22 protein-coding genes are annotated in these 22,498 nt (G+C 40.9%); all 22 read left to right on the top strand.

The window, feature by feature from the left end; translation table 11 throughout:
• The first annotated feature begins 6 nt into the window (after window positions 1–6).
• The 22 genes from mreC to Q4575_RS01960 all read left to right on the top strand — a co-directional run bounded on the left by mreC (window position 7) and on the right by Q4575_RS01960 (window position 22,497).
• The gene (gene mreC, locus Q4575_RS01855) at window positions 7–849 is read left to right on the top strand and encodes a rod shape-determining protein MreC (RefSeq protein WP_303521157.1); all 843 of its coding nucleotides are present in this window, start codon (window positions 7–9) and stop codon (window positions 847–849) included.
• Window positions 846–1,334 carry a rod shape-determining protein MreD gene (gene mreD / locus Q4575_RS01860; protein ID WP_215963247.1) on the top strand — a complete coding sequence of 163 codons (489 nt, stop codon included), beginning with the start codon at window positions 846–848 and terminating at the stop codon, window positions 1,332–1,334. Before mreC ends, mreD begins: the two co-directional genes overlap by 4 nt.
• Window positions 1,331–1,900 carry a nucleoside triphosphate pyrophosphatase gene (locus Q4575_RS01865; RefSeq protein ID WP_303521275.1) on the top strand — a complete coding sequence of 190 codons (570 nt, stop codon included), beginning with the start codon at window positions 1,331–1,333 and terminating at the stop codon, window positions 1,898–1,900. Before mreD ends, Q4575_RS01865 begins: the two co-directional genes overlap by 4 nt.
• On the top strand, window positions 1,897–3,369 hold the full coding sequence (rng, locus tag Q4575_RS01870) for a ribonuclease G (RefSeq protein ID WP_215963248.1): 1,473 nt from the start codon (window positions 1,897–1,899) through the stop codon (window positions 3,367–3,369). The genes Q4575_RS01865 and rng overlap by 4 nt, the downstream gene beginning before the upstream one ends.
• A gap of 58 nt (window positions 3,370–3,427) precedes the next feature.
• Window positions 3,428–3,895: a tRNA (adenosine(37)-N6)-threonylcarbamoyltransferase complex ATPase subunit type 1 TsaE gene (gene tsaE, locus Q4575_RS01875; RefSeq protein ID WP_303521276.1), complete on the top strand. Its 468-nt coding sequence runs from the start codon at window positions 3,428–3,430 to the stop codon at window positions 3,893–3,895.
• Between the two features lie 80 nt (window positions 3,896–3,975).
• Window positions 3,976–5,226 (top strand): N-acetylmuramoyl-L-alanine amidase, encoded by a 1,251-nt coding sequence (locus Q4575_RS01880; protein ID WP_303521159.1) that lies wholly within the window; start codon window positions 3,976–3,978, stop codon window positions 5,224–5,226.
• Window positions 5,227–5,235: 9 nt separating this feature from the next.
• Entirely contained in the window at window positions 5,236–7,326 is a 2,091-nt protein-coding gene (gene mutL / locus Q4575_RS01885) for a DNA mismatch repair endonuclease MutL (protein ID WP_303521160.1), read from the top strand.
• A gap of 1 nt (window position 7,327) precedes the next feature.
• A complete protein-coding gene (gene miaA, locus Q4575_RS01890; protein ID WP_303521161.1) occupies window positions 7,328–8,260 on the top strand; it encodes a tRNA (adenosine(37)-N6)-dimethylallyltransferase MiaA in 933 nt (310 codons plus the stop codon).
• A 233-nt stretch (window positions 8,261–8,493) separates the two neighbouring features.
• Window positions 8,494–8,742 carry an RNA chaperone Hfq gene (gene hfq, locus Q4575_RS01895; protein ID WP_215963252.1) on the top strand — a complete coding sequence of 83 codons (249 nt, stop codon included), beginning with the start codon at window positions 8,494–8,496 and terminating at the stop codon, window positions 8,740–8,742.
• A gap of 108 nt (window positions 8,743–8,850) precedes the next feature.
• Window positions 8,851–10,140, top strand: coding sequence for a ribosome rescue GTPase HflX (gene hflX / locus Q4575_RS01900; RefSeq protein ID WP_303521162.1), 1,290 nt, complete (start codon window positions 8,851–8,853; stop codon window positions 10,138–10,140).
• Between the two features lie 101 nt (window positions 10,141–10,241).
• On the top strand, window positions 10,242–11,393 hold the full coding sequence (gene hflK, locus Q4575_RS01905; RefSeq protein WP_215963254.1) for an FtsH protease activity modulator HflK: 1,152 nt from the start codon (window positions 10,242–10,244) through the stop codon (window positions 11,391–11,393).
• A 2-nt stretch (window positions 11,394–11,395) separates the two neighbouring features.
• Complete coding sequence (gene hflC / locus Q4575_RS01910) at window positions 11,396–12,271, top strand: protease modulator HflC (RefSeq protein WP_215963255.1); 876 nt, start codon at window positions 11,396–11,398, stop codon at window positions 12,269–12,271.
• A gap of 100 nt (window positions 12,272–12,371) precedes the next feature.
• Complete coding sequence (locus Q4575_RS01915; protein WP_215963256.1) at window positions 12,372–12,554, top strand: DUF2065 domain-containing protein; 183 nt, start codon at window positions 12,372–12,374, stop codon at window positions 12,552–12,554.
• A gap of 126 nt (window positions 12,555–12,680) precedes the next feature.
• The gene (locus Q4575_RS01920) at window positions 12,681–13,976 is read left to right on the top strand and encodes an adenylosuccinate synthase (protein ID WP_215963257.1); all 1,296 of its coding nucleotides are present in this window, start codon (window positions 12,681–12,683) and stop codon (window positions 13,974–13,976) included.
• A 236-nt stretch (window positions 13,977–14,212) separates the two neighbouring features.
• Window positions 14,213–14,848 carry a hypothetical protein gene (locus tag Q4575_RS01925; protein ID WP_303521164.1) on the top strand — a complete coding sequence of 212 codons (636 nt, stop codon included), beginning with the start codon at window positions 14,213–14,215 and terminating at the stop codon, window positions 14,846–14,848.
• 137 nt (window positions 14,849–14,985) lie between these two features.
• Window positions 14,986–16,332 (top strand): S41 family peptidase, encoded by a 1,347-nt coding sequence (locus Q4575_RS01930; protein WP_215963259.1) that lies wholly within the window; start codon window positions 14,986–14,988, stop codon window positions 16,330–16,332.
• 78 nt (window positions 16,333–16,410) lie between these two features.
• A complete protein-coding gene (locus tag Q4575_RS01935) occupies window positions 16,411–17,028 on the top strand; it encodes a tetratricopeptide repeat protein (RefSeq protein ID WP_215963260.1) in 618 nt (205 codons plus the stop codon).
• 141 nt (window positions 17,029–17,169) lie between these two features.
• Complete coding sequence (gene rnr, locus Q4575_RS01940; protein WP_303521166.1) at window positions 17,170–19,716, top strand: ribonuclease R; 2,547 nt, start codon at window positions 17,170–17,172, stop codon at window positions 19,714–19,716.
• Between the two features lie 12 nt (window positions 19,717–19,728).
• On the top strand, window positions 19,729–20,481 hold the full coding sequence (gene rlmB / locus Q4575_RS01945) for a 23S rRNA (guanosine(2251)-2'-O)-methyltransferase RlmB (protein ID WP_303521167.1): 753 nt from the start codon (window positions 19,729–19,731) through the stop codon (window positions 20,479–20,481).
• A gap of 157 nt (window positions 20,482–20,638) precedes the next feature.
• Window positions 20,639–21,169, top strand: coding sequence for a TlpA disulfide reductase family protein (locus Q4575_RS01950; protein ID WP_303521169.1), 531 nt, complete (start codon window positions 20,639–20,641; stop codon window positions 21,167–21,169).
• A 186-nt stretch (window positions 21,170–21,355) separates the two neighbouring features.
• A complete protein-coding gene (locus Q4575_RS01955) occupies window positions 21,356–21,985 on the top strand; it encodes an RNA polymerase sigma factor (RefSeq protein ID WP_303521170.1) in 630 nt (209 codons plus the stop codon).
• Window positions 21,985–22,497: a hypothetical protein gene (locus Q4575_RS01960; RefSeq protein ID WP_303521171.1), complete on the top strand. Its 513-nt coding sequence runs from the start codon at window positions 21,985–21,987 to the stop codon at window positions 22,495–22,497. Before Q4575_RS01955 ends, Q4575_RS01960 begins: the two co-directional genes overlap by 1 nt.
• Window position 22,498 lies beyond the last annotated feature (1 nt).

Here is a 22,498-nt window from a genome sequence, read left to right on the forward strand (position 1 = left end):
AGGGTTATGAATCCAATATTCGGTGCTGGGCCATCATTATCATTAAGAATGTTATTTGCATTGATATTTAGTGTCATTGCAATGGTTGCTGATACCCGCACTGAGGGCTCTAAACAGATCAGGAGCTTTTTGATTACTGTGGTATCGCCAATTCAATATTTGGCGTCTCTGCCTGAAAGCACAATTGATAGCTTTGCTACCCATTTGGCAAGTAAAAACTCGTTGCTTGAAGAAAATCAAAAACTACGAAAATTACAACTTCTGCAAAATCAAAAGTTACAGCAATACGAAATGCTGAAAACTGAAAATGACAAACTCCGATCGCTATTAAAAACAAATCTACGCAGTGACTCCCGCAAACAAGTTGCCGAAATTATTTCTGTTGCAAGTCATCCATTTGCTCATAATGTTGTTATCGACAAGGGGTTGACTGACGATGTTTTTATAGGGCAACCGGTATTAGACGACTTAGGGGTGGTTGGACAAATTACCTCAGTTGGAAATACCACGTCGCGGGTTATTTTGATTACCGATCAAACGCACGCTATCCCAATTCGAGTTTTGCGTAACGATATTCGTGGAATACTTACCGGTTCAGGCAACTTAACTAAAATGGAATTGTCTAATTTATCGCACAATACCGATGTAAAGGTAGGTGATAAGTTAATTACTTCTGGTCTTGGCGGGGTTTTTCCTGATGGTTATCCTGTTGCCGAAATTACCCAAATATCACCAGATGTTACTAAGCCATTTATGCAAGTCGTGGCACGTCCAATCGCGCAGGTGGACCGTCTTAAACACGTATTACTGCTATGGCAAGATACAAATGATCGGGAAAGTGACCAATGACACGCGTATTTCGCTCCGCTTGGTGGTATATATCATTAAGTATTTTAGCGGCTATTATTTTAAGCATTATGCCACTCCCACTAGCCATTAAGTCATTTCGACCAGATTGGCTTGCGCTTGTGTTGTTATATTGGACAATCGCTTTACCGCATCGAGTTAACATAGGTACGGCCTGGGTTGTTGGTTTTTTACTGGATATTTTACTCGGTACTGTGCTCGGCGTACATGCGCTGGCACTCTCTGTGGTTGTTTTCGTGACGGCGAGTAATTTTCAAAAACTGCGAAACTTTTCTGTTTGGCAACAAGCCATATTAATTGGTGTGTTTTTAGTTCTGTATCACATTATTATTTTTTGGTTAAATCGATTCCTATTGGACGTACATCTGTCGGCAGAGCAAATGTATCCAGTGATCACAAGCTCGCTATTTTGGCTTTGGCTATTTCCAGTATTGCGTGGCTATCGCCGTAAATTTAGAGTTAGATAAAAATGCGAATCGTATTAGCAAGTCAGTCGCCTAGGCGTAAACAATTATTAGCCTATATCGTTGACGATTTTGACATCGCCGCAGCCGACATTGATGAAACGCCCTACAAGAATGAATTGCCAATTGACTACGTTACTCGCTTAGCTAAGAGTAAAGCGGTAAAAGTTCAAGAGTTAGGGAATATCGATGATATTGTTATCGGGTCTGATACGGCGGTTGTATGTGACAATGAAATTTTAGGTAAACCTGTCGACTTAAATGACAGTTTACAAATTTTACAAAAACTGTCGGGTCGTACACATCAAGTAATGACCAGTTTTTGCATTATAAAAAATCAGCAAGTCGTAACGGAAGTTGTAACAACCGACGTGCTGTTTAAAACTTTAACCGACGACGAAATAATTCGTTATTGGCAAACTCAAGAACCCGTTGATAAAGCAGGTTCATATGCGATTCAAGGCATTGGTGGTAAGTTTGTAACCCGTATTTCTGGCAGTGTTTCGGCTGTCATTGGATTACCACTCGTTGAATTAGAACACGCATTGCAGGAAATATTAGACCAATGAGCATTGAACTTTTAATAAATGTTACCCCGAGTGAAACACGAGTCGGCCAGGTAGAAAATGGCATGCTGCAAGAATTGCATTTAGAACGCCAAAGTACAGTGGGCATTGTTGGCAACATTTATTTAGGTAAGGTAAGTCGTGTTTTACCGGGTATGCAAGCCGCGTTTGTGGATATAGGATTAGAAAAAGCTGCCTTTTTGCACGCGTCGGACATCATCACCTACGACGACGAAAAAGACCAAATTAAATCTCATTTAACAACGACACGAGACATTATTGAATTGGTTCGTGAAGGCCAAAAAATTATTGTGCAAGTGGTTAAAGACCCACTCGGAACCAAAGGGGCACGGCTAACGACAGATATTACGTTGCCGTCTCGTTATTTGGTATTTATGCCTGACGCAAAACATGTAGGTGTCTCGCAACGTATAGAAAAAGACGAAGAACGATTACGCTTAAAAACCATTGTTGAATCTCATTATGAAGAAGGGAACGGTGGTTTTATTGTTCGCACGGCCGCTGAGGGTGCCCATGCAGATGAACTTGCACAGGACGCCGTTTTTCTTAAAAAGCTGTGGGGCAAGATCATCAAAAAGAAAAAGAAGACTCGCCACCAGTCAGTACTGCATGAAGATTTGAGTTTAGCATTTAGGGTGATTAGAGATTTTATCGCCAATGAACTAGAGCGAGTACGAGTCGACTCAAAATTAATGTTTGGCGAACTCAGGGCGTTTACCGATGAATTTTGTCCAGAGATCACCGACAAGTTAGAATATTATCCGGGTGAACGTCCTATTTTCGATATGTTTGATGTCGAATCTGAAATCAAACGAGCGTTGGATAAAAAGGTCGAATTAAAATCAGGTGGATATTTGATCATTGACCAAACTGAAGCGATGACAACAATTGATGTTAATACAGGGGCGTTTGTTGGTCATCGCAGTTTAGAAGATACAATTTTTAATACCAACAGCGAAGCGACTCAAGCGATTGCTCGGCAATTAAGATTGAGAAATCTTGGCGGCATCATTATTATCGATTTTATCGACATGGAAAGCGAAGACCATCGCCGCCGTGTTTTGCACAGTTTAGAAGTTGCTTTATCTAAAGACCGTTCTAAAACCAATATTAATGGCTTCTCCGCGCTTGGATTAGTTGAAATGACGCGTAAACGTACACGTGAAAGCCTTGAACATGTGCTTTGTGGTGAATGCCCAGCATGTAATGGTCGTGGTTATGTGAAAACCGTAGAGACGATTTGTGCTGAATTATTACGCGAAATAGTGCGCGTAAATCGCGCTTATGACGCCGATAAGTTTGTTGTTTATGCTTCGCCAACGGTAGCAGAGTCACTGGTTAATGATGAATATCATAACCTTGCGGAGCTTGAAGTTTTTATTGGCAAACAGATTAAAGTTAAAACTGAGTCGTTATATAATCAAGATCAGTTTGACGTAGTAATGATGTAACGGTAATTAACGTTAATTAAACTACGATGTAAGTGTTTACTATTGGTCGATACAAGTGATAAAAATATATTCAGAAATTTTACCTGATCAAGATGCAACTGTTGTTATGGGCTGTCGACTGGCAAAGTCATTAACGAGCTCAACAATTATATTTTTGCATGGCGACTTGGGAGCAGGAAAAACGACATTTAGTCGTGGTGTCATTCAAGGGTTAGGGCATAACGGCAATGTAAAGAGTCCAACTTATACCTTGGTTGAACCTTATGAGTTATCGGGATTGAATGCGTATCACTTTGACTTATATCGCCTGTCGGAGCCAGAAGAGCTCGAATATATGGGATTTCGGGATTATTTGAATGATCACGCCGTATGTTTAATCGAGTGGCCAGAAAAGGGCGCAGGTTTACTGCCTAAACCAGATCTAGTTATTGAATTGCAATACGCAGAACAACAACGCGAAGTGACATTCAAGGCCGGTACTGAGTTAGGTGAGACAATTTTACAACGATTGAAAGACGAGATTTAAACAACACTATGCAGCTTGTGAAAAGTTTTCAAATAATGAAAAACCTAGTCATTACTATTTTGGTGATTGGGAGCGCTTGCGTGTCTGCTGCAATAGATGTCAAAAATGTTCGAGTATGGCCGTCTCCAGATTCTACTCGCGTGGTACTAGACTTATCTAAACCTGTTGAATACAGCTATTTTACTTTGAACAACCCTGAACGACTGGTTATTGATTTGCATGATACAAAAATCAGTGCAGTGTTAACTGATCTTGCAAAAGATACCAATCTGTTAAATACAGTGCGTACCAGTACACCTAAAAAGAAAGGTGATGCTCGTTTAGTGCTCGACTTAAATAAAAAAGTTGAAGCCATGATTTTTGCCTTAAAACCAACCGCGCCATATAGCGACCGGCTGGTTATTGATTTAGTTGATTCCGTGGCGAAAGTGGCGCACACCAAAAAACAATTCAAAACTGACCGAGACATTGTTATTGCGATTGATGCAGGTCATGGTGGTGAAGATCCAGGCTCAATAGGCGGTCGAGGCAACTATGAAAAACGAGTTACATTAGGTATTGCGAAAAAATTAGAAGATTTAATTACCAAAGAGCCCGGAATGCGGGCCGTAATGACGCGTACGGGCGATTATTATTTAAGCGTCCATAAACGAACTGAAAAGGCGCGAGACTCTGATGCCGACCTTTTAATTTCAATTCACGCCGATGCATTCACTTCGCCAGAACCAAATGGTGCATCTGTCTGGGTTCTTAATTTACGACGGGCTAATTCAGAAATAGGTAAGTGGTTAGAGCAAAAAGAGAAGCATTCACAATTATTAGGTGGTGCGGCGGAAGTCATTAAAAATACGACGTCGGAGCGATATTTAGCGCGAACGTTACTTGATATGTCGATGGATCATTCGATGGATCAAGCGCATGGTGTGGCCAATAGCGTTTTAAGTGAATTAAAGTCGATTACAAAATTGCACAAACGCTCGCCACAGGCGGCAAGTTTAGGGGTGCTTAAATCACCTGATATTCCAAGCATATTAGTTGAAACAGGGTTTATTTCTAATCTAAAAGAAGAAAAACTGTTAACGAATGGCTGGCATCAATCAAGATTAGCTAATTCTATTTTCAAAGCAGTGCGTGGTTATTTTAAACATAATCCACCAGACGGCACATTATTCGCGCGGACTAAAGATCTTAAACACAAAGTAAAAAGTGGCGAGTCTTTGTCGTTAGTAGCACAAAGTTATAATGTTTCTATTTCATCGATTAAAAAAGCCAATAAACTTAAGTCAAATATGATCCGTGTGGGTCAAGTTTTGTCCATTCCGCAATCATAAGTCTGATCCATGCCTATTCAAATATTACCACCGCAATTAGCTAACCAAATTGCGGCTGGCGAAGTTGTCGAACGTCCCGCGTCAGTTGTAAAAGAGTTAGTTGAAAACGCGTTAGATGCTGGCGCCACTAAAGTGGAAGTGGAAATAGATCGTGGCGGTCAGAAACGCATTTTGATCCGTGATAATGGTAAAGGCATTGTCAAAGACGAACTTGCATTGGCATTGTCACGACATGCAACAAGCAAGATTAGCTGCCTTGACGACTTGGAAGCAATTCACAGTTTGGGTTTTAGAGGCGAAGCGTTAGCCTCTATTAGCTCGGTTTCTCGGTTGACTTTAACATCTAAACCACAAAGTCAAAACGAAGCCTGGGCAGCAAGTGCTGAAGGTCTAAACATGGCCGTGGCGGTTAAACCTGCGGCACATCCAAATGGCACCAGTATTGAAGTGCTAGATCTCTTTTTTAATACGCCTGCACGTCGCAAATTTCTTCGAGCTGACAAAACTGAATTTAACCATATTGAATTGTTAATAAAACGAATCGCGATGAGTCGGCCTGAGATTAGTTTTGTACTCAAACATAATGGTAAAACAATTAAACGATACCGAGGACAAGGTAACGAGTCTGATTGGCAACAACAAATGTCGGGTCGGTTGGCCGAAGTCATTAACCAAAGGTTTGTAGATCAATGTCAGTATGGATATTTGCAGTATGATGACGTTGAAATATCGGTTTGGGTTAATCAACCTGAGCTTTGCGCAGGTGTTAACCCATCGCAATATGCGTTTGTAAATGGCCGTATGATGCGCGACAAATTGTTGCAACATGCAATACGCCAAGGTTATGGCGATTCGTTGCATTCGGAGCAACAGCCGGAATATGTCATTACGGTAAATTTGCCAGCGACTGATGTTGACGTGAATGTACATCCAGCCAAACATGAGGTTAGGTTCCACCATTCGCGTCTTATTCATGATCTGGTTGTGCGCACAGTGCAGGAAGCAATTGAACATTTTTACCAGTTACCTGAAACGGGTAAGGGTGACGGAACAAAATTGGAAGGCGGGTTGGGATCTGCCCCTGATGATTATCAAAAAGCATTTGAGCAGACTGAAATTCAAAAATCGTGTTTGACTTCACTTGATGATCAACCCCAGTCAGCTGAAGGCTCTTTATTTAGAAGAGACGCTGACGGCTTTTTGCTTAAAAGAGACGCTGACGGCTCTTTGCTTAAAAGAGACGCTGAAGGCTCTTTACCGAGTGAGGCTGAAGGCTCTTTGTTTACAGGAGCAGCGGAAGGCTCTGAACAAAGAAACGAGAGTGATGGAGAGTTGCCGGTTGGGGATGAAGCAATTAGGCGAGTAAATGAGCGTGCAGACAACGAATATGCACCTACTGCGCAAAAACCTAGAATGAACCATGGTCATTCAGTGCAAATTTCTAATCGTCAGCGCCAGGCATTTGATAATTTTGCGAATTCTGTGGACGAGCTAACCGCAGATACCGATGCGCATCATCAGCAAGTTCCGACGTCAGAACGTGGACTAAGAGACAGTGTTGCCGAGATTAATACGCCTACCAACAACCTACTGTCCATTTGTTATATCGAACAAGACAGGTATGTCTATTTTATTTGGCAAAATACCTTCTATTTGTTTGATATGTTATCGACGATGAAGCTAAATCCAGCAACGCCAATCAATCTGACACCAGCACCTTTATTGGTGCCGGTTCGATTAAAGCTAACAAAAGACGAACTACAATGGTGTTCGCAGCATATTGAACAGCTTAAAAACAGTGGCTTTGAAACAAAATTACACGGGCAATACATTATCATTAAGCAAGTGCCAAGTGTCTTACGGTCCTCGGAAGTCGGTCGAACATTGCCTCGTTTTTTTGAAAATTTAATGGCAACGGAAACGTTAACCGAGACGATACTTGTAAATATCTTAAAACAAACCAGTGCGCAGCCAATTTCAGGTGAACAGATCCGTACAACATTTAATGAATATATTAAAAACGGGAGTCTTGATGTCAATGTGCTACAACATTCAGCTAAACTCTCTGCTTCTGCAATATTAACCAAATTAGTGAATTAAAATGAGCCAGTCAGTGCAATATCCGGTCATAACGATAATGGGGCCAACAGCCTCGGGCAAAACCGATTTAGCGATGGAATTAGCCGATCGTATTAATGGCCAGCTGATAAGTGTGGATTCGGCCCTCATTTATAAAGACATGGATATTGGAACAGCCAAGCCAACGGCCGAAGAATTAGCTCGGCATCCTCATCAGTTAATCAGCTTTTTAGATCCATTAGAGACTTATTCAGCTGCTGACTTTTGTCGAGATGCATTGAAGGAAATTGAGTCGGCATACCAAAATGGTAAAACGCCAATTTTAGTGGGCGGCACTATGATGTATTACAAATCTCTGATTGACGGAATATCGACATTACCTGTCGCCCAAGCCGAAACCCGAGCTGAGATTGAGCAATTGGCAAGTAAAATTGGTTGGGAAGGTGTGCATCAAAAGTTAGCTGAAATTGATCCAGAATCCGCTTTACGTATTCATCCTAATGACCCGCAGCGTATTAACCGAGCCTATGAGATTTATCTAATTAGTGGTGAAACGATGACGGCATTAATGAAAAAAGAAAAAAAGCCGATACCGTATAAAGTAAAGCAGTTTGCTTTTATGTGTGAAGACAAAACATTGCTCCATCATCGAATTGAACAACGATTTCTGAACATGGTAGAACAAGGTTTTGAACAAGAAGTTAGGTCGCTTTATGAACGAGGCGATTTGCATTTAGACTTACCTTCCATGCGTTGCGTTGGCTATCGACAAATGTGGGAATATTTTGACGGCAAACATGACTGGGATGAAATGATTTTCAGGGGCGTTGTAGCGACTCGTCAATTGGCTAAGAGGCAACTCACGTGGTTACGAAGCTGGCCCGATGTGACGCACCTAAGCATAGGTAAAGAAAAAGAAAACTTGCATCGAATGATAAACTCGCTAAGCTTATAAGTAGATAGGAAGATATTGCTTAAATTATGAAGTAATGGTTGAAATTTGATCGATTTACTTGAATTTAAAGTTATTACCCCAATAATATTGTGGTAACTTGCATAAGCAACACCCGATAACGTGATATTAAGGAAAAATAGACGTTGGCGATGACAAGGGGTTGCATAGAACATGACATTAAACATGTTCTACATTTTGTATAAAAATAACAGAATAACAATAAGGAATGAACAATGGCTAAGGGGCAATCTTTACAAGACCCGTTTTTAAATGCGTTACGACGTGAGCGTATTCCTGTATCAATTTATCTTGTAAATGGGATTAAATTGCAGGGCCAAGTGGAGTCTTTTGATCAGTTTGTGATTTTACTTAAAAATACCTTAAGTCAAATGGTCTACAAACACGCAATATCAACGATAGTGCCTGCTCGTCCTTTCCAGACAAATCCACACTACCAAGGTAGTGGAGAAGACGCAGAATAAATGCCTATCCAGGGCTTACGCCTACACGGGTAAATTAATGCATACCATAAAGGAAATATGTCATACGATGTATTTCCTTTTTGTGTTTTTTAAAAACAGGAAATACATTTGTTTGATAGATATGAAGGCGGTGAACAAGCAATCCTTGTTCACGTGAACTTTTCCAATGAAAACGACCGAGAAGACTTAGAAGAACTTGGTCTATTAGTGTCATCTGCCGGCGTTTCTTCGTTAGGCGTTATAACAACAACGCGACGCTCACCAGACGCAAAATATTATGTTGGCACCGGCAAAGCGCAAGAAATAGCTGATGCGGTGCAACGTGACGGCGCTGATATCGTAATTTTTAACCACGCCTTATCGCCTTCCCAAGAAAGAAACCTTGAAGCGTTGTTTAAGTGCCGAGTTTTAGATCGCACAGGACTTATTCTCGATATTTTTGCTCAACGAGCAAGAACACACGAAGGTAAATTGCAGGTCGAACTTGCACAACTACGTCATATTTCTACAAGGCTTATTCGCGGTTGGACTCATTTAGAGCGCCAAAAAGGTGGTATTGGTCTTCGTGGTCCTGGTGAAACGCAGTTAGAAACTGACAGACGACTACTACGTGCTCGTATAACGCACATTCTGGGACGGTTAGAAAAAGTATCAAAGCAGCGCGAACAGGGTAGACGTTCACGTAAAAAAGCAGAGGTGCCGACAGTGTCATTAGTTGGTTATACCAATGCCGGTAAATCAACATTATTTAACGCGGTAACAAATGCCGAGGTGTATGCCGCTGACCAATTGTTTGCGACATTAGATCCAACCCTACGAAAAATAGAAGTTGAAGACGTAGGCGAAGTTATTTTAGCTGATACGGTTGGCTTTATACGCCATCTACCACACGATCTCGTTGCCGCATTTAAAGCAACATTAACAGAAACTCGCGAGTCTGATTTACAGTTGCACGTAGTTGATGTTGCAGATGCCCGCCGTGCTGATAATATGGAGCAGGTTCAAGAAGTATTGAAAGAAATCGACGCTGATCATATTCCGCAATTGCTGGTATTTAATAAAGTCGATTTGTTAGAAGATATTCGACCACATATTGAACGCGATGATGAAGGCAAGCCAATCTCAGTTTGGTTGTCTGCACAGAATAAATTGGGGTTAGACCTGTTATTCGACGCAATGTCTGAGCTGTTGGGCCTTTCTATGTTGGATATCACTTTGTGTATTCCACCATCAGAGGGTAAGTTAAGAGCGGCACTTTATGCACTTAATGGTATATTAGATGAAAAAATAAATGATAAGGGTGAATGGGTGCTACAAGTACGTATCACCACTGTCGATCATCAAAAGTTAAATAAACAAATGAGCTATGCCATTGAAAAATGGCAACTGGATGACTAAATAGAGTTATGTTTGTGTCATTCACTGATATTCGTCTTTAACTACACGTTATGATGCGAATTTAATAATTTATTGATTACTAATAGGTACTGGAGAAAGGTATGGCCTGGAACGAGCCGGGAAAAAACGACAACGATCCGTGGAAAAATCGCGGTGGGAAAGATCAGGGTCCTCCTGATTTGGATGAACTTTTCAAAGATTTAGGCAACCGTTTTAACGGCATGTTTGGTGGTAAATCCTCCAATCAAGGTGGTAAAGCACAGAGCCCATTTGGATTTGGACTTATTGCGATTGTGGCTTTAGGTATTTGGGCACTTTCTGGTATTTATACCATTAAAGAAGCTGAAAAAGGCGTGGTTTTAACGTTTGGTGAATACACCGGGTTAGTTGATCCAGGTATTCAGTGGAAGATGACCTTTATTCAAGAAGTTATTCCTGTGAATGTACAAACTATTCGTACAATTCCAGCGTCAGGCTTTATGTTAACGAAAGACGAAAACGTCGTTCAAGTAGATATGGAAGTTCAATATAAGGTTATTGATCCGAAATTTTACTTATTCTCTACTCCTGATCCTGACTCAAGTTTACGTCAAGCTACAGATAGTGCGTTACGACTGGTAATTGGCCATTCAAACATGGATGCCATCTTAACAGCTGGTCGTGAAACAGTTCGTCGCAACACTTGGGATGAATTAAACACAGTTATTGAACCATACAAACTCGGTGTCAGCGTTGTTGACGTCAACTTTAAAGATGCACGCCCACCAGAACAGGTGAAAGATGCATTTGATGATGCTATCGCTGCGCAGGAAGATGAGATTCGTTATATCAACGAAGCTAAAGCTTATGCTAGTGAAGTTGAGCCAAGTGCTCGTGGTCGAGTTAACCGAATGGGTCAAGAAGCTGAGGCATACAAACAAGGCAAAATTTTATCAGCACAGGGTCAAGTTGCTAAGTTTGAGCAGTTACTTCCAGAATACAAAGCGTCTCCTGAAGTGACTCGTAATCGTCTTTACCTAGAAACGATGGAACAAGTGTATGCAAATACATCTAAAGTTTTAGTCGATACAAAAGGCAGTGGCAACATGTTGTATTTGCCACTGGATAAAATTATGCAGCAGCAAAACATTCAGACTCCTGTGATGTCTAATCGTCCAGAAGATGGCTATAACGCGGGCTCTTCAAGTCCAACTAATCAGCCACAACCGTCCCGTTCGGGCCGTGGCGACAGATTTAATGGAGGCGGGAACTAGATATGAAAAACTTTAGTATTGTAGCCCTAATATTTATTGGTCTTATGTCCTTCTCTTCACTATTTGTTGTGAAAGAAGGTCAAAGAGCTATTGTTATTCAGTTTGGTAAAGTTGAGCGTGATGCTTCTGGTACCACATTGGTGAAAGAGCCTGGTTTGCACTTCAAACTGCCGTTTGTTGAAAAAGTACGAATGATAGATGCTCGTATTCAAACGCTGGACGATGTGCCAGACCGTTTTGTAACAGCAGAGAAAAAAGACTTAATAGTTGATTCATTTATCAAATATCGTGTTTCTGACTTTGCAACGTACTACCTTTCTACCGGTGGCGTTAAAGCAAATGCAGAACAGTTACTTAAGCAAAAAGTAAACAACGCGTTAAGAACTGAATTTGGTACTCGTACAATTAAAGAGATTGTTTCTGGTGAACGCACAGAGCTTATGGAAGCTGCTATTATTGCCGCTAAAAGTTCTAGTGATTTAGGTTTGGAAGTATTGGATGTTCGTGTAAAACAAATCAATCTACCACTTGAAGTCAGTAACTATATTTTTGAACGTATGAGAACAGAACGATTAAAAGTAGCTAAAGCTCACCGCTCAGAGGGTCGTGAACAAGCTGAAATTATTCGAGCTGATGTCGATGCAAGAATTACCATTATGATTGCAGAAGCAGAGAAAAATTCGCAGACTTTACGTGGTGAAGGTGATGCACAAGCAGCACGCGTATATGCTGATGCGTTTAGCAAAAACGCGGAATTTTTTAGTTTCGTTCGTAGTTTAGACGCGTATCGAAATAGCTTTAATAGTCGTCAAGATATTATGGTTATCGAACCAGACAGCGATTTCTTCAAATATATGAAATCAACCTCAGGTAAATAACCTTACCACTAGTTAAAGGGCCCTACGGGGCCTTTTTTGTTGGTACCGTATAAATACATGAAATTTTGGTATTTATGCCACGTAATGTAGTGAGATAAAAATGCAGATAGAATGGTTAACCGTAATTGGACTTGTATTAATAGTTGAAGGAATGATGCCGTTATTGTTCCCAAAAATATGGCAAAACTACATTAGAAAGTTAGCAGATGAACCAATAAGTGGCATCCGATTTGTTGGTGGTGTGTTGTTTGTACTTGGAATCGTGCTTTTAATGTTTCGTTAAGTTTAATTTTTATCTAATAAATTCAGATATTTAATAAACAATGTGAATCTTTTTTGCCAAATCGGGTGATCTTTACCCCGCAATTTTGATAGAATCCCCGCCTAATTTTTTCTGAGTGAAAATGAAATGGGCAAAAACGTTGTAGTTTTAGGCACCCAATGGGGTGACGAAGGTAAAGGTAAAGTAGTTGATTTACTAACTGACAAGGCTGATTACGTTGTACGTTATCAAGGTGGCCACAATGCGGGTCACACGTTAGTAATAGACGGTGAGAAAACAGTACTGCATTTAATCCCTTCTGGGGTATTACGCGATGGCGTAAAATGTATTATTGGTAATGGCGTTGTATTATCTCCAGACGCTTTGATGACTGAAATCAAAATGTTGGAAGAAAGAGGCGTTCCTGTTAAAGAGCGTTTACTTATCTCTGAAGCTTGCCCGCTTATCCTTCCATATCATATCGCTCTAGACCAAGCCCGTGAAATCGCACGTGGTAATAAAGCAATCGGCACAACCGGCCGTGGCATTGGGCCAGCTTATGAAGACAAAGTAGCACGTCGTGGCCTACGTGTTGGCGATTTGTTTAATCCAGAGCAATTTAAAGAAAAACTAAAAGAAGTTCTTGAGTACCATAACTTCTCATTAGTTAATTATTACAAAGTTGACCCTGTCGATTTTGATAAGACATTTAATGATGCTATGGCAATTGCCGACATACTTAAAGCTATGGTTGTTGATGTAACGTCGTTATTAGACGCTGCACGCCTTGCTGGTGAGTCAATCTTGTTTGAAGGTGCCCAAGGTACACTTCTTGACATTGACCACGGTACATATCCGTATGTGACGTCTTCAAACACAACTGTTGGTGGTGTTGCAACTGGTGCAGGTTTTGGTCCGTGTTACTTAGACTATGTACTTGGTATTGTAAAAGCATACACAACACGCGTTGGTTCAGGCCCATTCCCAACAGAACTTGATTGTGAAGTTGGCCAACACTTAGGCATTAAAGGTCATGAGTTTGGCGCTACAACAGGCCGTAAACGCCGCACAGGTTGGTTTGACGCCGTTGCAATGAAACGTGCAGTGCAAATTAACTCAATTACAGGTTTCTGCTTAACAAAACTTGATGTACTTGATGGTCTAGAAGAAATAAAAATCTGTATAGGTTATCAATTAGCAGATGGTTCAGTTGTTGACGTTCCACCTATGGCCGCTGAAGGGTATGATGCTGTTGTGCCTTTATATGAAAGTGTTCCAGGTTGGTCTGAAAACTCTTTTGGCGTTACAACTTTTGAAGGTTTGCCACAAGCTGCGCAAAACTACATTAAACGTTTAGAAGAAATCACTGGCGTGCCAATGGATATCATATCTACTGGTCCTGACAGAAATGAAACAATGATTTTACGTAACCCGTTTTCGTAAGTAGAATTGTTTTTAAGAACCGCCATCATGGCGGTTTTTTTGTATTTACTAAGTGTCGATAAATTTTACACTTGGCTTTTTTTATATTTTCGGTAATACTTATATTGTTGTATTTAAAGAGTTTGTTTTTGTTGGCTCATTAATTGCTTTGTTATTGATATATTAAAACTACATTCGACGAATGATAGTTGTTTATTCAACATGGATTGTTCATTTCCTAATTTAGAGGTTGTTGTATGAAAATTTTGTCAATCGCAATGTTGCTTTGCATTTTAGTCACGGGTAAAGCCCAGGCTGTTCCAATTGTTGAATTTATCGACAATGGTAGAACTACGATTACTAACATCGAAGGTCAAATGACCGAATGGTTAGATTTAACAGAAACGCTAGACATAAGCTTCAATGACATCACCGCTGACCTAGCGGACTCAGTTTTAGATGACACGTTAAGCGAAACTTCAGAGTTTTCGACTGGCTGGCGCTACGCACAAATGTTTGAAATTCAAATTATGGCATTTAACTTTTTTGCTGATATTTCAGGCACACCTATTTTAAACGAAAGTAATATGTTTGATTTTATCCAATTATTTGGCAACACGTTAGATGACGTAGGCAATGGTGCACTCGCTACAATGGGTATGTCGGGAACTGATGTTGCTGGTGTGCCAGGTGAAATAGAAGCTGTCCAGTTTATTGGTGGCGCTGCACCTGAAATGGTTGATTGGGTTTGGGACAAAGATACGCCTTTAGCTGGTGGTAGTTGGTTAATTCGCGACTATACGCCGGTATTTGCTGCAGTATCTGCACCAGCGTCTATTGCATTGTTTGTATTTGGTTTGATGGGTATTCATTACCGTAGAAAAAACGCCTAAATTTATTAGAGTTAAAATAAAGCCACCGGAAGGTGGCTTTTTTGTTTACAGCATTCGCGAAATTTCTTTCTATAATTAGATGTACTCCTAGGTTTTTTTCGATAATCTAATGATGAATTAGTTTAAGGATAAAATACATGTACATAAAATCCCTCTTTGTCGCTCTTATAAGTATTAGCTTATCCGGTTGTTTGGAAACTGACGATGACGTTACTTATGGTCAGTGTTCAGCACCGGATGCCAACAATCGATTATATGACTTTCTGGACGATGAATATTTTTGGTATGGCGATTTAGCACAGTCGTTTAACCCTGAAAAGCATTCTGATATCAAAGAAGCACTTGCGAGTCTTCGCGTTCCTCAAGACCGATTTAGCTTTGCAATGACTACAGCAGAATATGACGATTATCAAAAGTCAGTGTTCTTTGGCTATGGCTTTTCTCATTCGGCCACAGAAAATAATGATGGTCTTAAGATCAGATATGTTTTTGAAGAGGGTTCGGCAGCGCAGAATGGTCTTCGTCGCGGTGATACCATCGTTGGCGTCGAAGGTGTTGATATGGCGACAATATTGTCTCAGGTTGCAGCAGGCACAACGACGTTGAATACCGTATTTGGCCCTAATGAAGCAGGGCATACTATTGATGTTGAAATTTTAAAACCAGACGGCTCAATAATAGATACTCAGTTTAGTAAAGGCTCGATAACGGCCAATACTGTAATGGCGACTCAGGTTAAAGATGTCACTATCGCAGGCGAAGCTAAGAAAGTTGGATATCTCGTTTTCGATTCGTTTGATTCTCGATCTGAACAGGAGCTTAACGTCGCGTTTGATGAGTTTGCTGATCAAAACATCGACGAAATGATATTAGACGTTAGATACAACGGCGGCGGTTTAATCCGTGTCGCAAAGCAATTGAGTACTCAAATCGCGGGAGATGAAGTTGAGAATGAAGTTTTTGTAAAGTACGTTCACAATGATAAACAATCGAGTCGCGACCAAACGTCGTACTTTAGTTTAGGGGCCGGCTTTGAAAAAATGAATCTCGACAGAGTTATTGTGTTAACCACTGGTGGCAGTTGTTCAGCGAGTGAATTAGTTATCAATGCGTTAGACCCATTCGTAGAAGTTGTCATCGTAGGCGAAAATACCTGTGGTAAACCAGTTGGTATGTATCCAGAAGAAATATGCGACCATGTGGTTTTTGCAATTAACTTCCAAACTCAGAACGCAGTAGGCTTTGGTGACTACTTTGATGGTCTGAGTGTTGACTGCCCAGTGAATGATGTCGTTACAGGGGATTGGGGTGTTGATTCTGATCCATTGTTGGCAGAAGGGCTATATTACCTTGCCAATGACAGTTGTAGTGCGAGTGCCGTAGCGTCGCCTCAAAATCGAAATGGCGGGGCAAAAGCTAAATTTATTCCTTCTCCACCCGTCGACTTTTCCAAAGGGCCGATTAAAGCCAAAAACTTACTTTAGGGAATGGCCTAGTACTTGCTTTCAATTAACCAATAAATCGGTTAATTGAAAGCAACACTACAATTTGGTCTGGCGCACATGAAATATATTCTGACACTACTGCTTGTTTTTTCTGCTTATAGTTTTTCTTATAACGAGAATAAATTGAAAGTCGTGCAAATTTATACTCAAGATGAATTGTTAGCTTTAATAAAAGAAAACAAGCATTTAGATAAAGTAAAAGCCGATCGGTGCCAGTTAAATCGAGATATTGAAGACCATGCAGTAAAACTCCATATACCGGCTTATGAATTTCTTTATGGGGACATGCTCGCGTGGGGAGTTTGCATTGAAAAAGACGCAGAGCTGGGAATTTATTATATTCGTAAGTCGGCAAAACAAGGCCTAGTTGCGGCAATAGAACAGATGGGACGCTATTATCATGAAGGCATATTTGTTCAAAAGGACATCGATAAAGCTCACACGTTAATATTTCGAGCCGCGGAATTAGGAAACCTCAATGCGCAAATGAGGTTGGTACAAATGCATTTAGATGGGGTTGGTAGCCCATATGATTACGAACAAAGTTATAAGTGGCTACATCACGCTATAATTGAAGACTCAACCACCCACCAAAAAGTGGCCACCTTGTTGGCTAAACTCGCAAAACTGATGCATCCTAAAGCGTTAAAGAGGGCGAAACACACGCCAATTTAACGTATTTGTTCAGGCGTTCATTTTATTAAACGTTATTTATAAAAAAAATTGACAAAAACGATAGTTATTAACTTGTTTGTCTTCATATGGTGTTAAACTAACGACTTAACATTATTTTTTAATTTTTATAAGTGAAACTGAATGCCAAAATTTGACCCGAATCACGATCGGGAAGTTGCTAAATACGGAACCCCTATCGCGAGCCGCGAATTTATCTTAGAACAAATCGAAAAGAACGACTCCCCCCTTTCGTATGGCGAATTATTGAAAATTTGTCAGGTCTCCAGCGATGATTTAAAAGTTGCCTTAAAAAGGCGCCTCAGAGCGATGGAACGTGACGGCCAGTTATTATTTACAAAGTTTAAAAAATACGCGATCCCCGATCAGAAAGATTTTATTGTCGGTCAAGTGATTGGTCACCGCGATGGTTTTGGTTTTTTACAACCTGAAAACGCTAAGAATAACCGCAGCGACTGGTATATAAGCCACAGCCAGATGCGGAGCTATATCCATGGCGATATCGTAAGAGCGCAATCATTAGGCGAATTTAAAGGCAAAACCGAAGCCCGCATTGTTGACTTAGTCACAGCTCGTTCAGCGCCGCTAATAGGCCGTTATTTTGTTGAGTCTGGTGTGCAATCTGTAGTACCAGATGACAGTCGTATTAAACACGAAATCATTATCCCGAAAGGATCAGAAAACGGTGCTCGACATGGCCAGATGGTTATTGTCGAAATAGAATCGCGTCCAAATAGATCATCAAGTGCAACTGGTTCAATTAGAGAAGTTTTAGGCGAGCATATGGCGCCAGGAATGGAAATTGATATCGCGCTACGTAATTATGAAATTCCATTTGAATGGTCTGACACAATTGTCAACTTGGCTAAAAAACTGTCACCAGAAGTTTCAGAACAAGACAAGTTAGGCCGCGTTGATCTGCGTAATTTACCGTTAGTCACTATTGATGGTGAAGATTCCCGTGACTTTGATGACGCGGTTTATTGTGAGCGTAAAAAATCCGGTGGGTGGCGTCTATATGTTGCCATAGCCGACGTTTCTCATTACGTAAAACATAACTCAGCATTGGACAGAGAAGCTATCGATAGAGGAAATTCTGTATATTTCCCATCGCAAGTTATCCCAATGTTACCAGAGGCACTATCAAACGGATTATGTTCATTAAATCCACAAGTTGACCGTTTGTGTTTAGTGGCTGAGATGACAGTCGCCGATAGTGGTAAATTATCAGGCTTTAAATTTTACGAAGCTGTCATGCATTCCCATGCCCGACTAACGTATACCAAAGTGGCCGCTATCTTAGCTGGTGATGCGACTATGATTGACCGTTATCAAGCGGTCTATCCGCATTTGATGGATTTATTTGATCTTTACAAAGCGCTTAAACTTAGACGTGCTGAACGTGGTGCTTTTGAATTTGATACTATCGAAGCTAAGTTTATTTTTAACGCCAATAAAAAAATTGATTCGGTTGAAACTGTTGAGCGTAATGACGCCCATAAATTGATCGAAGAATGTATGATTTTAGCCAACGTAGCGACAGCTAAGTTCCTAGAAAAAAATGATGCAGGCGCGCTATTTAGGGTACATGACAAACCCGACCCAACAAAACTTGCTAGTTTTCGAGCATTTTTAGCAGAACTTGGTGGCGAACTGACATTTAGTGATCAACCTACACCTAAAGAACTCAGCGATCAGGTTAATCCATTTTTGAATCGTCCAGATTCAGAACTTATTCAAACCATGATGATCAGGTCAATGCGCCAAGCGGTATATCAGCCTGACAACATCGGTCACTTTGGTTTAGCGTTAGACGGCTATGCGCATTTTACATCGCCAATTCGTCGTTACCCAGACTTAATCGTCCATCGTGCAATTAAAGGCGTTTTGCATAAACAAGGTGAAAAAACGTCTGGTCACTACGTTTATTCCAGCGAAGAATTAGAGCATTTAGGTGAACAGTGTTCAAAGACCGAACGTCGTGCTGATGAAGCAACACGAGACGTAGAGTCTTGGTTGAAATGTGAATTTATGCAGGACCACATTGACCGCGAATACGAAGGCATTATTGCTTCTGTCACCTCATTTGGCGTGTTTGTCAGACTTAAAGAATTGCATATTGAAGGCCTGGTTCACATCACTGGATTAGGAAACGACTACTTTAATTATGACCAAGGACGCCATGTTTTAGTGGGTGAACGAACACGTCAGGTATTCAAACTCGGTGATGAGTTAGACGTACGAGTTCGTTCGGTAGACTTAGATGGAAGACAGATTGATTTTGAGTTGGCTGATTTGCCACGGGGCTCATCGCGTGACAGGTTGGCAGGAAAATCACGTAAACCGCAGGCTAAAAATACTCGCCCAACGGGCAAAGGCAGTAGTGACAAAGACCGCAAAGAACCGTCTAAACCTAGACGCAGTGGTTCAATTAGAGAACGTTTGAAACGTGGTGACGTGCCTGGCGATATACAATCTGAAGTGGCCCAAAAAGAAGGGACATCTAAGGGGAAAAATTCTGCGGACGGCGCGGTTGGTCAAAATAAAAAACCAACAACAAAACCAAAAGCAACAAAGAAAAAACACGCTAAGAAAAAAGCCAGCACGAGTAAACCTAAAACGCGTGCAGCTAAGCGAATTGCCGCCAAAAAAGCTAAAAAAAGTCAATAAGAGAAGTAAGATATGAGTTCAGAAATCGCCTACGGCATCCATTCCATTAGCGCCATAATGGCCAATGAGCCAGAGCGCCTAATTGAAGTATATGCGTTAAAAGATCGTAAAGATGACCGTATGGCACCACTGATTAGCCAAGCTCATTCCCTTGGGGTATCTGTTCAATATATGTCGCGTAAAGTATTAGACGATAAAAGTGACGGCGAACAGCATCAAGGTATTATTGCTCGTGTTAAAGCAGCTAAACAAAAAGACGAAGCCGATCTGTCAGATCTATTAGCCAGATTGAACCAACAAAACATTGCTCCATTATTGTTAATTCTTGACGGGGTAACTGACCCACATAATTTGGGTGCTGTTCTCCGTACCGCTGATGCCGCGGGTGTTCATGGCGTTATTGTTCCTAAAGATAGGTCGGCGAAATTGACAGGTACAGCGCGTAAAGTTGCATGTGGCGCAGCTGAAGTTATGCCATTATTTGTCGTTACAAATCTAGCTCGTAGTTTAAAGTCTTTACAAAATGAAGGTGTTTGGATTGTTGGTACTGCGGGTGAAGCTGAGCAAGACGTATTTCAAAAATCTATGACTGGCCCGTTGGCTTTAGTTATGGGGGCTGAGGGTACTGGAATGCGTCGACTTACACGAGAAAACTGTGACGACTTAGTTAAAATACCGATGGCAGGTTCTGTCTCAAGTTTAAATGTTTCAGTTGCAACGGGTGTCATTTTGTTTGAAACCGTACGCCAACGAACATTAGCATAACGCTTAATAAGAAACCTTGGTTAGCTAAATAGCAATCGTATTTATTTGTATAATCACGAATTAATACTCCAATATTTTTTCATCATGTATTTGTAACATATAGGCCGTTTTAGAGGTCTATATCAACAACGCGTTGTATTAGGAAATGTCAGCCCAAATGAAACATATTATTCTCACAACTCTACTGCTTATTTGTTGTTTTTCGCTTTACGCTGATGAACCCGAGCTTGACGAAGACGGTAATCCGATTATTTTACCAGACCTAGCCTCGCCTTGGTCTTTATCGAATGGTCAAGGTTTAGAGGTTGATTCTGAGGACTTAAAGGGTAAACCTTATGTCTTGCATTTTTGGGCCACTTGGTGTCCTTATTGTAAAAAATTGCAACCAGGTTTAGATGTCATTTCTAAGGGGTATGTGGACAAAGGTATTCCAACTTACGCGGTGAGTTTTTGGGAAAATCCAAGAGCAAAGCCTGTTAAAGAAATGAAAAGTCGAGGCTTAACCTTGCCGGTACTAATTGAAGGTGATGCCGTGGCTAAGCAATTTAGCGTTATGGGTACACCAACGACAATATTTATTAATGGTGAAGGTGAAATTGTATACGTACATATGTTATCGAATCCAAACGATCCACAAATTAGAGTCGCCTACGAATCACTTCTCAAATCCATGGCAATAGACGATTAACACAAAGGAGCGAAAGCGCCTTTTTTGTTAACGATAAGCAGCGCTTTTCAATCTTTTGGTTTACCGAAACTAGCTCGCTATTACGGGCTTTTTGACAAAATAAATAATTCTCCTTTAAACCTTTTTCTATTCCCCTGATACTAAGTAAATAACAACACAGTAGTTCAACAATAAAAGAAGAATATTTTGGTTGGAAACGTAATTTCGCCTCAGCAATTTCAACAGGTTGATGTCAATCGTGTCGACGATGATGCACAGCTTGTCGTTTTGCTTAAACAAGGCAACCAAAATGCACTTAAACAACTTTACGATAAATACATAAATCGAACCTACGCCTTAAGTTTACGATTGTCAGGTGACCGTGAGATTGCAGAAGATATTACTCAGGAAGTTTACGTGCAGGTTTGGCAGAAAATTCACAACTTTCGTGGCGATAGCAAATTCTCAACATGGCTACAGTCGGTGACCAGTAATGTTGCTATTTCTCATATGCGAAAACAAAAGCCGTGGTGGCGCAGCTGGTTTGGTTCAGACGAAAAAAACCAACAGGCCCTCGATGCTCAGGAAATATCTGACGATTATTCGGATTATGATCTGAGCCGCAGTGGTCTAGATAAACATATTGCTAGTCTGCCAGAACAAGCTCGAGTGGTATTTGTGCTGTTCGCTATTGAAGGCTGGCGACACGAAGAAATTAGCAAAGAGCTAGGGATCGCTGTTGGTAGCAGTAAAGCGCAATATCACAGAGCCAAGCAATTGCTGCAGAAGCAACTATTGGCAGAAGACGAACAATCACAAACGAGGGGAGGGCATTAATGATGACATCTAAAGACAAACAATTTGATGACCTAATCAGCGATTTGGAACCAGAATTGGCACCAAAACGAGATTTGTGGGCTGGTATTGAGCAAGCCATTACAAATGTGCCACAGCAAACAACAAGTGAACTAAGTAGCTCGACAATTAAATCAACTCCGTGGCTTAAAGTTGCGGCTATGTTTGCTCCAGTGGCGCTAGTCACTGGGCTTTGGTTAGGATTGCCGAAAGGTATCGATCAACAAATTGAAGAACCGAGTTGGTTAACACCGGTTTCGGCCAGTTTTGAATTGCAAAAACAGCAACTGTTGCAACGGGTCAGTAATACCAATGTGGTCTCGCCAAACTGGCGTTCATCACTTACCGAATTGGAGTTGGCGGAAAAGGCCTTGAAAAAAGCCCTTATTCATCAACCAGAAGACGCAGTGTTGATGAAAATGTTAACCCAGATCCATCAACAACAATTGGCATTGATCAGTAAGTCGCATCAATCCAAATTTACACAAATTTAAT

Origin of the sequence: Psychrosphaera sp. 1_MG-2023, from assembly GCF_030548245.1 — a bacterium.
Taxonomy (GTDB): Bacteria; Pseudomonadota; Gammaproteobacteria; order Enterobacterales; family Alteromonadaceae; genus Psychrosphaera; species Psychrosphaera algicola.

Bases quoted from the DNA above. Each gene is read 5' to 3' on its own strand.
- mreC (WP_303521157.1), top strand. From the start codon at position 7: ATGAATCCAATATTCGGTGCTGGGCCATCATTATCATTAAGAATGTTA.
- mreD (WP_215963247.1), top strand. From the start codon at position 846: ATGACACGCGTATTTCGCTCCGCTTGGTGGTATATATCATTAAGTATT.
- rng (WP_215963248.1), top strand. From the start codon at position 1,897: ATGAGCATTGAACTTTTAATAAATGTTACCCCGAGTGAAACACGAGTC.
- mutL (WP_303521160.1), top strand. From the start codon at position 5,236: ATGCCTATTCAAATATTACCACCGCAATTAGCTAACCAAATTGCGGCT.
- miaA (WP_303521161.1), top strand. From the start codon at position 7,328: ATGAGCCAGTCAGTGCAATATCCGGTCATAACGATAATGGGGCCAACA.
- hfq (WP_215963252.1), top strand. From the start codon at position 8,494: ATGGCTAAGGGGCAATCTTTACAAGACCCGTTTTTAAATGCGTTACGA.
- hflK (WP_215963254.1), top strand. From the start codon at position 10,242: ATGGCCTGGAACGAGCCGGGAAAAAACGACAACGATCCGTGGAAAAAT.
- hflC (WP_215963255.1), top strand. From the start codon at position 11,396: ATGAAAAACTTTAGTATTGTAGCCCTAATATTTATTGGTCTTATGTCC.
- Q4575_RS01915 (WP_215963256.1), top strand. From the start codon at position 12,372: ATGCAGATAGAATGGTTAACCGTAATTGGACTTGTATTAATAGTTGAA.
- Q4575_RS01920 (WP_215963257.1), top strand. From the start codon at position 12,681: ATGGGCAAAAACGTTGTAGTTTTAGGCACCCAATGGGGTGACGAAGGT.
- Q4575_RS01925 (WP_303521164.1), top strand. From the start codon at position 14,213: ATGAAAATTTTGTCAATCGCAATGTTGCTTTGCATTTTAGTCACGGGT.
- Q4575_RS01930 (WP_215963259.1), top strand. From the start codon at position 14,986: ATGTACATAAAATCCCTCTTTGTCGCTCTTATAAGTATTAGCTTATCC.
- Q4575_RS01935 (WP_215963260.1), top strand. From the start codon at position 16,411: ATGAAATATATTCTGACACTACTGCTTGTTTTTTCTGCTTATAGTTTT.
- rnr (WP_303521166.1), top strand. From the start codon at position 17,170: ATGCCAAAATTTGACCCGAATCACGATCGGGAAGTTGCTAAATACGGA.
- rlmB (WP_303521167.1), top strand. From the start codon at position 19,729: ATGAGTTCAGAAATCGCCTACGGCATCCATTCCATTAGCGCCATAATG.
- Q4575_RS01950 (WP_303521169.1), top strand. From the start codon at position 20,639: ATGAAACATATTATTCTCACAACTCTACTGCTTATTTGTTGTTTTTCG.
- Q4575_RS01960 (WP_303521171.1), top strand. From the start codon at position 21,985: ATGATGACATCTAAAGACAAACAATTTGATGACCTAATCAGCGATTTG.